Below are 12,144 nucleotides of genomic sequence, written 5' to 3' on the forward strand. Positions count from 1 at the left end.
AATCCTTCCTCCACCACCACTTTTAAGGGCCAGCATCTGCTGGCCCTTTTTCGTTGTTTTTTGTCAACGGCTCAATCACTTGCCACGAGAGCTGACTGATGCACGCCCATGCGGCGACCACAAATCTTGCTCTGGCCCTTTAGGCACAATGCGTGTCGGATTAATGTTGCCGTGACTGTAATAGTAATGGGTTTTGATATGATGCATATCGACCGTCTCGGCCACGCCTGGCACCTGAAATAACTCTTTCATATAACAGAACAAGTTGCAGTAATCGGCAATACGTTGCTTGTTACATTTGAAATGGCCTACGTAGACAGGATCAAAGCGAATTAACGTTGTGAACAGCCGCCAGTCTGCTTCTGTGATCTGATTGCCGGCTAGATAGCGGTTGCGACTCAGATGGTCGTCCAATACCGTCAATGCACTGAATAGCTGATCAAAGGCGTCTTCATAAGCCGCTTGTTCGGTGGCAAAGCCACATTTATAAACGCCGTTGTTCACGTTGGGGTAAACAAATTCATTCCACTGATCAACCGCTGCACGCAGGTTGTCTGGGTAATAATCGTCATGATTACCCGTAATATCATTAAACGCCGAATTAAACATTCGAATGATATCGGCTGATTCATTACTCACAATGGTCTGAGTTTGCTTATCCCATAAAACCGGCACGGTGACCCGCCCCGTGTAATCCGGCTTCGCGTGGGTATAGAGCTGATGAGCATAATGGAACCCATACAATGGCTCGGGCTCAGAAAACGTCCAGCCATGTTCTAACATTTCAGGTGCCACCACGGTGACATCAATATGAGGCTCAAGCCCTTTTAAATGACGCATAATCAGGGTCCGATGCGCCCACGGACAAGCAAGAGACACATACAGATGATAGCGGCCTGATTCAGCGTTAAAGCCCGCATCGCCACTGGGTCCGGCTTGGCCATCGGCGGTCACCCAATGACGAAAACCCGCGTCTTCACGGACAAATCGCCCTCCCGAAGACTTGGTGTCATACCACACATCATGCCAAATACCGTCTATCAGTTTTCCCATACGTCCTCCTTTCTCTACGCTATACAGTATAAGGAGAGCGCGAGGGAAAGTCGGCAGAGCAACTTGTTGGAGTTATTCGAAAAAACTGAGCAATCCTTACAGCATCAACAATGTCATGATCTTGTGAGAATTTGTCTGATTGCTTATTCGCGTTTGACCGTCACTCTCCATCTCTTTTAGGGTGACCGTGATGAATAAAAGGAGAGTATTAATGAAACGTTTATTAGCGACCCTATCTTTTGCGTTTGTTGTTGCAGCCAGTCTGCCAAGTTTTGCTGCCAACGAAACAAACGAACTGTCAGCGGATCAGCTGACCGACCAAGTGATAAGCAGCTATGCAGAGGCCGCTGAACAGGTGGTTTCAATGTCTAAAGACTATCAAAGTAAACTTGAGAGCATTCGTAGTGAAGAAAAAGCGAAAGCGCTAATGGCACAGACGCAGAAAGAAATGGCACAAGCAATTGAGGCAACGGGCCTGACGATAGAAGAATATAACGCTGTTTTTCGTCAAGCACGTGAAGATAAAGAGCTGCAGAAGAAAATTAGCAATATGCTCAATGAGTAGCCGTAGTTTGAAACAGGGGTAAGCATATGCATGCTTGCCCCTATTGGTTTAAGTGTGGGCTATCACGGCTGGCGTTTTGGGTAACCACAGCGAAATCACCGTCGTGATGAACAAGAAGGCGAAAGAGACCCACAAACAGGCTGCTAGCCCCCACACTTGGAAAATCCAACCGGATAACACGGTGCCAATTAAGCGTCCCATGGCGTTCGCCATATAATAGAACCCCACATCCAGTGACACACCGTCACCTTTGGCGTAGCTGACGATCAGGTAGGAATGCAGTGAAGAGTTAATCGCAAATATCGCCCCAAACACCATGAGTCCAACGATAATCACCCCTTGCGGATACCACTGTTCGCCAATTGCATAAGCAATGATGCCGGTCACCACGGCCAATAAACCTGCCCAACCTAATGCCGCTTTACCACCCGGCGAATGGCCAGCTTGGCGCCCAGTCATTTTCGGGGCAATCCCTTGCACCACGCCGTAAGCAATCACCCATAGCGCAAGAAAGCCACCGACCATACTATGGCTCCAGCCGAATGTGTTGCCCAAATAAATCGGTAAGGCGACGACAAACCACACGTCTCGTGCGCCAAAGAGAAACATGCGTGCCGCTGAGAGGATATTGACGCTGCGCGACTTGGAAAATATTTCTGAAAACTTAGGCTTACTTTTAGCTTTACCTAAATCCGCTTTTAGTGACACCACACTGCCAATAAAGACCACAGTCAGCACACCGGCCATGGCTGCCACCGCGTATTGAAAGCCAATGAAAGACAGCAGTGCGCCACCGACAAAAAAGCCTGCCCCTTTGAGCGCGTTCTTAGAGCCGGTGAGGATCGCAATCCACTTGAACAGCGCACCCTGTGCATTATCGGGAACCAGGGTTTTGATCGCACTTTTGGCACTCATCTTATTGAGATCTTTCGCAATCCCAGATAGTGCTTGTGCCGCCATCACCCAGGGGATGGTGAGCCACGCCGCGGGTACCGCCAGCATAGTAAGCGCCACAATTTGCATGCCTAGGCCAATATTCATGGTGCGGTTAAGCCCTAATCGAGCCCCTAACCAGCCGCCGACAAGATTGGTCACTACCCCAAAGAATTCGTAAAACAAAAACAGCGAGGCAATTTCTAAGGTGCCGTAGCCTAAGTCATAAAAGTACAGCACCACCAACATCCGCAGTGCGCCGTCGGTGATGGTGAAGTTCCAATAGTTAAAGGTAACCAGCATGTACTGGCGCACAGATTGACTTAATTGAGCAAACATAGTGGCCGTCTATTTAGGTTTAATAAAAGCGGTAAATAAAGGCGGTGCACTGTATACACCGCCAGCGTTACAAAGTATCACTTACTGATCGACAAGACCGACGTTGCGCACCAGCTCAGCGGTGCGCGTGGCATAACCCATTTCGTTGTCATACCACGCATAGATTTTGACCATACGCTTGCCCACTACCATGGTGGATAAACCATCGACAATAGTAGAGCGCTGATCGCCACGGTAATCAATCGAGACTAAAGGACGCGCCTCAAAGCCAAGAATGCCTTTAAGCTCGCCGTCGGCAGCCTCTTGCAACAGTGCATTCACCTCGTCGGCGGTGGTATCGGTTTCTACATCAAAGATCACATCCGTTAGCGACGCATTGGCAAGGGGGACACGCACCGCATGGCCATTAATCTTGCCTTTTAGATCCGGGAAAATTTCTACGATAGCGGTCGCCGAACCTGTGGTGGTCGGGATCAAGCTCATGCCACACGCACGGGCGCGACGTAAGTCTTTATGCGGCGCGTCTAAAATCGTTTGGGTATTGGTTAAATCATGAATAGTGGTGAAGGTCGACTGCGCAATGCCCAGCTTTTCATGAATCACTTTCACAATCGGTGCCAGGCAGTTCGTGGTACACGACGCCGCAGTAACAATTCGATGTTTGCTCGGATCAAAAATCGCGTCATTGACGCCCACTACGATATTCGCCACACGCTCATCTTTGATCGGTGCAGAGACCACCAAGCGCTTTACGCCTTGGTCCAAGTATTGTTGCAGCAAATCTGCGTCACGGTGTTTTCCCGTTGCCTCAATCACCACATCGCAGCCTGACCAATCGACGGCATCAATCGCTTTTTCTTGGCTTGTCGTCAGTGTTTGGCCGTTAATCTGCACGCGGTTGCCTTCTGCACTCACCGCGTGATGCCAGCGCCCTTGTACCGAATCAAACTCCAGCAGATGCGCCAGCGTTTCGGTATCTCCCGCCACATCGTTAATATGCACAAACTCGAGCTCTGGCCAATCAAATGCTGCCCGTAATGCCAAACGACCGATACGGCCAAACCCATTAATCCCGACTTTAATTGTCATTGCTCTCTCCTTTACACGCAGCAGGTAGGACGAGACGCCATCTTGGCAAGCCGCGTAATATCTTCTTGATAAGTGTCTTTTAGGCAGTTGGAATCAACTAACCCCTGAATTTGTTTGCGCATCCAACCGGGTAAGTCAGCGGCTAAGCGATAAAACACCCATTGCCCTTGGCGCGTATCAACCAACACCCCACTGGCACGTAATTGCGCCAAGTGGCGTGAGATCTTCGGCTGCGAGGTGTCTAGCGCTTCAGTAAGTTCGCACACGCATAACTGCCCTTCACGAGCAATGAGCAACAAACATCGCACACGCGTTTCATCGGCCAATAATTTGAAAAACTGGTGAGGCAACATAGGCTCTCTCATAACGCTTTACTAAATGCATATATGGATATGCGAATATTAATAAACCCAAGCATGCATGCAACCGGGACAGGGCGGAATTCATAAAAGCTTCATGTTAAATCGTATAGCGCCGCTTCATCCTTAGCGCGACATTCACCAAGGCAATTGACAGAGCACGTGATAGGTATAACGCTAGGCAAGCACTAACGCTTAATATTGATGTACGAACTCGACTAAAGCATGCAGCTGAAGCTTCTTAATTTTGAGACAAAGCTAGGCAGTTTTTGCCGTTGTAAACAGGCTAAAAAGTCATCTGAAGTCATGGGAGGGTTCTTCAGGCCATGCCTTTGTTGTTGAGCAGCCTTAACGCAAGCGCTGCTATCTAGTTCAAACATGTCGCATAGGAATTCGTCTGTATGTATGGCAGATAAACCAAGTGGATCAAGTGCCTCTGAAGGGAAGTCTTTTAAATTGAAGGTGATGATAGACTCTGCTTGCCCTTTTAATGGCAGCGGCAACAACATGTCTATCATCTACATCTGGTAAGGTTAAACCGTCTACCAATGGCTCATATCCTTCAATCAAGCAATCAGGAACATGCGCATTCATCAGCTGCTTGGTTCTCTCTAATCGTTCTGGGTCGACATCCGGATTGTTTCTGCGGAGATTTCTGATCCATTCATCATGTATTTGTTCTGTCCATCGTGCTCTAAATAACCCCGTGTTGGACAAATACATGAGATAGCTGCGAAGTGGCGCGGGGTACATAACACATGCGTCTAAAATTACCGTATAGGATGTCATCAATACCCCATATCCATTTCTTGATCTAACGCTGATAGTTCAGCAAGTGCTGCTAGCCGTTTCTCTTCTAAGCGATTCTTATACGCCATCAAATCGGCATAGGCCACCTTCCTGCGGTTACCTGTACGACTATATGGGATCTCATTAGCATCAAGCAGCTTGATAAATGTCGGACGAGACATATTGAGCATGTCAGCCCCTTCTTGCGTGGTCAGCTCGGCATGAATAGGGGTAATACTCACTGAGTTACCATGGCCTAATTGCGTCAGCACCTCAATCATCATGTTTAGCGCACTTGATGGAATAGTGACTTCATGACTCTGACCAGACTTATCGACGACATGAATTTTTTGCGCTTCACCATTGGTTTCTATAACGGCTGATAACGCTTGGCTACTAAGCTTAGCCAGTGTGATTTCTTCGGCACTTGGCAGTGTTGTCATATTCATCGTATTTTTCTCGGCTTTGATTTCAGGCGGTATAAGCCTATGTACTGCTCAGTATCTGAAATATTCGAAAATCTGTCAACATTCGAAATTTTCGAAAGCCATTCAAACGCTCATTGCCGATATAGTCGAACACGAAACATAAAGGCACCGGGTTTCTAAAAAGCCCTTTACATCCGCATAAAATGCTGTAGTGTGACTAGGGCTCTAGATACGGAGCATCAAAAGACATCAAGTCAAAGTCGAGACAGACCACGCTATTTCCCGCATAGACTCTCTGCAGTAATCCACTTTCGCTTTTTTCCTAGATTGATAACCCGTTAACAACCCTTTTGCTATCACTCATTGGTGGGTATCACTGTATTGATGGTGATCGCTCATTCCAAAGGGACCGGCGCATTTGCGCGGCTCATGATCGATAACCACTGAGGGGGCAGAGCAATAATCATTTAACTCATGGAGATAAAATATGGCCGCGACTAACGGCAGACTGCGTCACTGGTATCATTTACGCCGTACGCAAACACAAACGAAAACCGCTAACAACACAAACAAAACAGTAAGGAACGCCATTGATAGTTAATTTTTCACTCCCTAATCTTGCCAATTGGCAGGTCGCGATCCATCAATTTAATGGGGATATTATCCTCAAGCACTTGCTACATCGCCTACCAACATTATCCCAACCGACGCTACAGTTTGATCCCAACACCGAGCTTGGCACTATTTTTAGCCAAGGCGAATGCTTGGGTGAGTTTGCTCTCGCGCACTAACGTTTAGACAATATAGCGCGTTTCCATAACCGGTAGAAATAGAGGCCGCCTTTCCGTTCATTGAACGAAGCTGGTAAAGTGTCTTGCTATTAACAAGACAACAAAGGCAGCCTCACACGTGAAAATCATTTCATTCAATATCAATGGTATTCGTGCTCGTTTGCATCAATTGCAAGCCTTGATTGAAAAGCATCAACCTGACGTGATCGGGTTACAAGAAACCAAAGTTCATGACGACGCCTTCCCCCTTGCTGACGTCGAAGCCATGGGTTATGAAGTGCACTTTCATGGCCAAAAAGCGCATTATGGCGTGGCAATGCTGTGTAAGAAGTCCCCTATCAGCGTGCAAAAAGGCTTTGCCACTGATGACGAGGACGCTCAACGCCGGATGATCATGGCGACCTTTGAAGACGAAAACGGCAAGCCGATCACTGTGCTCAATGGTTATTTCCCACAAGGGGAAAACCGCAGCCACGAAACCAAATTCCCCGCCAAGCGTAAGTTTTATCAAGACCTGATGACCTATTTAGCCGGCCGTGACCCGAGTGAACAGCTGGTGGTGATGGGCGATATCAATATCAGCCCGAAAGACGATGACATCGGTATTGGCGAGCAAAACGCCAAACGCTGGCTACGCACTGGCAAGTGCTCATTCTTGCCCGAAGAGCGTGAGTGGCTGGGCACCCTGATGGATTGGGGGTTTGTTGACACCTTCCGTGCCCTGCATCCTAGCGTGAACGATCAGTTCTCGTGGTTTGACTACCGCTCTCGTGGCTTTGACGATAACCGCGGCCTGCGTATTGATGTGGTGTTAGCCACCCAAGCTCTGGCCAGCCGCTGTATTGAAGCGGGGATTGACTACGAACTGCGTGGGATTGAAAAGCCATCAGATCACGCACCGATTTGGGCGACCTTTAAGTAAGCCCCAAGGCACGCACTTTGGATAAAAAACGCCGCAGATGATCAGGGGATCACTGCGGCGTTTCTTATTTGAGATTAAGCTAATTAGCTCAGCGGCTTTAAATGGCGCAGGAAGCGGCGCTCCGCTAAGCGGAACATCCAAAGGATGCTAAATGTCAGCGCCATATAGAACACACCCGCAGTCAAAAACGACTCGAACGGAGCGTAATAGCGCGAGTTCACAATCCGAGCCGCACCGGTTAAATCGACAATGGTGATAATCCCTGCCACCGCTGAGCCGTGGAGCATAAACACCACTTCGTTACTGTACGCCGGCAACGCACGTCGCATCGCGCTCGGCAACACAATGCGCGAAAAAGCTTTGTAGGGGCTCATGCCATAAGCAATCGCCGCTTCCACTTCTCCTTTGGGTAAGCCATTGATGGCGCCACGGATGATTTCAGCGGTATAAGCGGCTGTGTTGAGCACAAAGGCTACCAAGGCGCAGAACCAAGCATGTTGCCACAAGGTATCTTCAACATTCACTACCTGACTTAAGCCGTAGTAAATCAAATACAGTTGAATCAACAGCGGCGTGCCACGGAAAAAGTAAATAAACGCCCATGCGGGATAGCGCCATAAAGGAAATTGCGCATTACGCGCGACCGCCACCGGCACCGCCACCACTAAGCCAATCACCAACGCAGAAGCCACCAACCACACGGTGGTCCAAAGGCCGTCTAAGTATATCGGCCAGGTTTCGAGTACAAGAGAAAAATCCATGGTCACCTACCGCGTGTGAATGCTAAAACGGCGCTCCATCCAGCGCAGTCCCGTGGTCGAGATGCTGGTAAAGAGCAAGAAAATCAGGGCAACGGTAAAGTAAAACGTAAAGGGCATCTGGGTTGAGCCGGCCGCCAGCGCCCCTTTTCGCACCATGTCATCAAGGCCAATGATTGATACCAGCGCGGTGGTTTTGAGCAGCACCAACCAATTGTTACCAAAGCCTGGCAGCGCATGTCGGATCATCTGCGGCAGCAGAATACGGCGGAATGCCAAACTGCTGCTCATGCCATAGGCACGTGCGGCTTCCATCTCTCCTGAATCCACCGCCATAATCGCGCCGCGGAAGGTTTCCGCCATGTAAGCACCAAAGATAAACCCGATGGTTAGGATCCCGGCAATAAATGGGCTCACATCGATGTAATCGGGCAAATAAGATGTCCAGTCGTGATTGGGATCTTGACCGGCCATGTACTCGTTTAACCATTCATTGATGCCATACAAACTGTTATTTAGCAGCATTTGCCCGCCGTAAAAAATCAGCATCATCAGCACCAGATCAGGGATCCCGCGTATCACTGTGGTATAGACGGTCGCTATCCCACGCAGCCAGCCAAATTTGGAGAGTTTCGCCAGTGCGCCCAGCATACCCAGTAGCATGGCAAGACCTAACGAGAGCAGCGCAACCTGAAGGGTCACCCATGCGCCTTCGAGCAGGGACCACTCGTAACCTTTCAAATCAATCATATGAATCGGGCAGCACTTTCATGCTGCCCGCCTGCCTATTACTCGCCGTAAACGTCGTAGTCGAAGTATTTGGCCGCAATCTCATCATAGACGCCTTTTTCACGTAATGAATCGATCGCTTGGTTAAGCTTCTCCGTCAGCGCTTTGTCTTGCTTGCGCGTCGCAATACCAAAGCCTTCACCAAACCACTCAGGGTTCGTCAACGAAGGACCGATAAATTCAAACTCATCGCCACCGTCTTTATCAAGAAGGCCTTGCTGCAGGGCTGAAGCATCACCCAAAATCGATTCGATACGGCCCGCTTTCAGATCAAGATAAGCTTCATCAAAGGTGCCGTAACGGACGATATCCACCGAATCGCCATAGTTATCAGTCAGGTATTTATCATGGGTGGTCGCGCGCTGCACACCAATTTTAACGCCCTCTAAGCCCTCTTTGGTAAAGGTCAGATCCGTGCCTTTTTCGGCCACAAATTTATTAGGGATCAGCGCGTATTTGTTGGTGAAGTCAACTTTTCGCTTCCGCTCTTCGGTAATCGACATCGCGGCGATAATGGCATCGTATTTACGTGCCAGCAGCGATGGAATAATGCCATCCCAATCCTGCGCCACAATCTTACACTTTGCCTGCATCTCTTCGCAGAGTGCATTGGCCATATCGACATCAAAGCCTTTCAGCTCGCCTTCGTTAGTGGTCCAACTAAATGGAGGGTACGCCCCTTCGATACCAAAACGTACGACCTTCCAATCCTTGGCTGCTACGGAGGTTGACCCAACCGCGGCCATTACAGCGGCGGCAACTAGCCATTTTTTCATCTTCCTGTCTCCTGTCGTTTTTACGATGTTGTCAGGGCATTGCCCTATTGCATGGTTATGCTATTGATATTTTTACTAAATAGATTAATAAATCGATGAGATAAACTGCTGCAAACGCTCTGATTCTGGCGAATCAAACAACTCTTTGGGGTTGCCTTGCTCTTCCACTAATCCTTGGTGCAAGAACATCACATGGTTAGAAACATCGCGCGCAAAGCTCATTTCATGGGTCACCACCAGCATGGTGCGCCCTTCCTCAGCCAGTGAACGCATCACCCCCAGCACTTCTCCTACTAATTCAGGATCCAGCGCGGAGGTTGGCTCATCAAACAGCAAGACTTCTGGCTCTACCGCGAGTGCGCGCGCAATCGCCGCACGCTGTTGCTGCCCCCCGGATAAATGGCCTGGGTAGTAGTCGCGGCGCTCATAAAGCCCAACGCGGTGTAATAACGCTTCTGCTTCTTCAATCGCTTGTGCCTTGGGCACGCCTAGCACATGCACGGGTGCTTCGATAACATTTTGCAGCACCGTCATATGCGACCAAAGATTGAACCCTTGAAACACCATCGCCAGACGCGAACGAATGCGTTGCACTTGCTTGTCACTGACGGGAACGGGTTCACCGGCACGGTTGTTTTTCATTTTGATCAACTCACCATTGACCCAAATTTCACCGCCCGTGGGGGTTTCCAGCAAATTGATACAGCGAAGAAAGGTGCTCTTGCCAGAGCCGGAAGAGCCGATAATGGAAATCACGTCGCCGCGGTGGGCGTCGAGGGAAATACCTTTGAGCACTTGATGCTGCCCAAAGCTTTTTTTAAGTGATTTTACCTGTAGCGCCACAGCATCCGTCATGCGCTAACTCCTGTCATCCGTGAAATCTATTGTATTTGTGGTTAAAGCGCACCAAATGCACCGAGTATGGATCGAAAATATCACCCCTCAACCCAATGAGCAACATTTTGTTAACCTTCAAAGCGCATTCATTATAGTCACTATTACTGCATAAAAAGTCAATTGTAAAATTTACTGCTGAAAAAACCAACAATTTCTGTGTCAGCCATTAACCGCGATAAAGCGGCTTTAACCGAGGTAAGTATAGAAGTTAACTTGAAGAAAGCGGGTTCTTTTTATCGAGAAAGCTGATAAAAATTGGCATTAGAGGGGAGAGACGTGCAATTTATTTCATTTCAATACGATCCACGGTGCGTAACAAAACTGTGAACACCATAGTTAAACGTCTACTAAAAAAGACAGTACCGCCTTTAACGTAGGCAACCGCCTTATGACAGCCGCGCGTCGTGACGTTTGGCTCGCTTCGCTTTAAGCAGCTCTAAGGTGTCACGCCAGCGCTCGGCAAGGCCGGTGGGATCACGCGCCTCCCACTGTTCTAACGCATAGTCTGCCAGCGCATAGTCCCCGGCTTTAATCGCACTGATGGATAACCACTGCCACAGCATACGATCATCTTTTAGACCATAAGAGAGCGCCACTTGCGCGGTATCAATCACTTCTTGCCAGTGATTAAGCTGATACGCAAGCATCACCTGTAGTTTGAGCGTTTGCTTATCTGGCTCGCTCAAATTTACTTCACTGATCCGGTTTAACGCCGCCACGCGCTGGTCTGTTTTAATCAAACACTGCACCAGAAATAACTGCTCATCACGAGTGGGTAGCCGGGTCAATTGCTGTAATCCCTGTTGCCAATATAGCAATGCCTGCTGTGAGGCCCCCAGCTCCATTTGCCCGGCGGAGAGAGTCCGGTAAAGGGCAATGTCAGCATTGGCACGCGCTAAATACTGGCGTGCCGCTTGGTGCGAGCCCGCTTTAGCGTGAGCGCGTGCGGCCTGCTCTAACCAACGAGGGGCCACATCGGGTTGATTGACCAACTTATCGAATGTCGCTGCCGCCGCCTTAAAGCGTGATAGCGCCACTTCACTGAGCCCTTTGGTTTGCAGAATAAAGGCATCCTCAGCACCGAGTTTTTGCAGCTGGCGCGCATACTCAATCGCCACATCGAAACGCGATAGCGCATAAGCAGCCTGCATCGCGAAACGGGCAGAGGTTGGCTGCAGTGTATGCTTATCACGAAGTTGGCGAGCATAGTTCAATACTTCTTCATATTGCTCAACCCGAAACGCCAAGCTAATCACCGCCGTCAACGCATCCGCTTCACTCGCTTTACTCAGTCCGTTCAGTGTCAACGCCTGGCGATACGCGCGATACGCTTCTGCACGCTGATCAAGGTAAAGGTGGGCGATGGCTTGCAAACGTTGTAACTCTGCACGCTCAGAGGGTACTAACGCCTGCTGCTCCGATGGGGTCAGCAAGGTGTCCGCCTGGGTAAGCGCATCTTGATAATCGCCGTTTTGAATGGCGGCGCTCACCGTGTCTACCCCCGCCGCCTGCACGACCATGACAGGGCAAAGCAATAACGCGCCCAAACTCAAACGACGCCACGTTGGCATCAGCATGCGAGGACAAACAACAAGGCGGAACAATCGGCGCACCATAAGGATCCATTTTTAGAGGACAATATATCGACTATAACCT

The 12,144-nt window shown here is 49.3% G+C and carries 13 protein-coding genes; 3 read left to right on the forward strand and 10 right to left on the reverse strand.

Annotated features, from left to right (window positions below; all coding sequences use genetic code 11):
- Positions 1 to 75: 75 nt before the first annotated feature.
- The gene (locus BGL48_RS01640; RefSeq protein ID WP_069361028.1) at positions 76 to 1,053 is read right to left on the reverse strand and encodes a glutathione S-transferase family protein; all 978 of its coding nucleotides are present in this window, start codon (positions 1,051 to 1,053) and stop codon (positions 76 to 78) included.
- Positions 1,054 to 1,264: 211 nt separating this feature from the next.
- Here BGL48_RS01640 and BGL48_RS01645 point away from each other — a divergent pair, with 211 nt between their 5' ends.
- A complete protein-coding gene (locus tag BGL48_RS01645) occupies positions 1,265 to 1,618 on the forward strand; it encodes a DUF4168 domain-containing protein (RefSeq protein ID WP_069361029.1) in 354 nt (117 codons plus the stop codon).
- A gap of 48 nt (positions 1,619 to 1,666) precedes the next feature.
- On the opposite strand, the gene arsJ is transcribed toward BGL48_RS01645, so the two are convergent.
- From arsJ to BGL48_RS01670, 4 genes are all read right to left on the reverse strand, one after another.
- Entirely contained in the window at positions 1,667 to 2,890 is a 1,224-nt protein-coding gene (gene arsJ, locus BGL48_RS01650) for an organoarsenical effux MFS transporter ArsJ (protein ID WP_069361030.1), read from the reverse strand.
- 81 nt (positions 2,891 to 2,971) lie between these two features.
- Positions 2,972 to 3,979, reverse strand: a complete 1,008-nt coding sequence (locus BGL48_RS01655; protein WP_069361031.1) for an ArsJ-associated glyceraldehyde-3-phosphate dehydrogenase — start codon at positions 3,977 to 3,979, stop codon at positions 2,972 to 2,974.
- Between the two features lie 11 nt (positions 3,980 to 3,990).
- Positions 3,991 to 4,332, reverse strand: a complete 342-nt coding sequence (locus BGL48_RS01660; RefSeq protein ID WP_021024015.1) for a metalloregulator ArsR/SmtB family transcription factor — start codon at positions 4,330 to 4,332, stop codon at positions 3,991 to 3,993.
- 794 nt (positions 4,333 to 5,126) lie between these two features.
- Entirely contained in the window at positions 5,127 to 5,576 is a 450-nt protein-coding gene (locus BGL48_RS01670; RefSeq protein WP_175993704.1) for a helix-turn-helix domain-containing protein, read from the reverse strand.
- Positions 5,577 to 6,145: 569 nt separating this feature from the next.
- Here BGL48_RS01670 and BGL48_RS01675 point away from each other — a divergent pair.
- Together BGL48_RS01675 and xthA are read left to right on the forward strand one after the other, a co-directional pair.
- Positions 6,146 to 6,346, forward strand: coding sequence for a hypothetical protein (locus tag BGL48_RS01675; RefSeq protein WP_069361033.1), 201 nt, complete (start codon positions 6,146 to 6,148; stop codon positions 6,344 to 6,346).
- A 118-nt stretch (positions 6,347 to 6,464) separates the two neighbouring features.
- The gene (gene xthA, locus BGL48_RS01680) at positions 6,465 to 7,268 is read left to right on the forward strand and encodes an exodeoxyribonuclease III (protein ID WP_069361034.1); all 804 of its coding nucleotides are present in this window, start codon (positions 6,465 to 6,467) and stop codon (positions 7,266 to 7,268) included.
- Positions 7,269 to 7,351: 83 nt separating this feature from the next.
- Here xthA and BGL48_RS01685 read toward each other — a convergent pair whose 3' ends face one another.
- From BGL48_RS01685 to BGL48_RS01705, 5 genes are all read right to left on the reverse strand, one after another.
- Positions 7,352 to 8,029, reverse strand: coding sequence for an ABC transporter permease (locus BGL48_RS01685; protein WP_069361035.1), 678 nt, complete (start codon positions 8,027 to 8,029; stop codon positions 7,352 to 7,354).
- A gap of 6 nt (positions 8,030 to 8,035) precedes the next feature.
- Complete coding sequence (locus BGL48_RS01690) at positions 8,036 to 8,776, reverse strand: ABC transporter permease (protein ID WP_069361036.1); 741 nt, start codon at positions 8,774 to 8,776, stop codon at positions 8,036 to 8,038.
- 38 nt (positions 8,777 to 8,814) lie between these two features.
- On the reverse strand, positions 8,815 to 9,591 hold the full coding sequence (locus BGL48_RS01695; protein WP_069361037.1) for an ABC transporter substrate-binding protein: 777 nt from the start codon (positions 9,589 to 9,591) through the stop codon (positions 8,815 to 8,817).
- Positions 9,592 to 9,675: 84 nt separating this feature from the next.
- Positions 9,676 to 10,446 carry an ABC transporter ATP-binding protein gene (locus tag BGL48_RS01700; protein ID WP_069361038.1) on the reverse strand — a complete coding sequence of 257 codons (771 nt, stop codon included), beginning with the start codon at positions 10,444 to 10,446 and terminating at the stop codon, positions 9,676 to 9,678.
- Between the two features lie 428 nt (positions 10,447 to 10,874).
- Complete coding sequence (locus tag BGL48_RS01705; RefSeq protein ID WP_069361039.1) at positions 10,875 to 12,104, reverse strand: tetratricopeptide repeat protein; 1,230 nt, start codon at positions 12,102 to 12,104, stop codon at positions 10,875 to 10,877.
- Between the last annotated feature and the right edge of the window lie 40 nt (positions 12,105 to 12,144).

Source organism: Salinivibrio sp. SS3, from assembly GCF_001722105.1.
GTDB classification, from domain to species: domain Bacteria; phylum Pseudomonadota; class Gammaproteobacteria; order Enterobacterales; family Vibrionaceae; genus Salinivibrio; species Salinivibrio kushneri.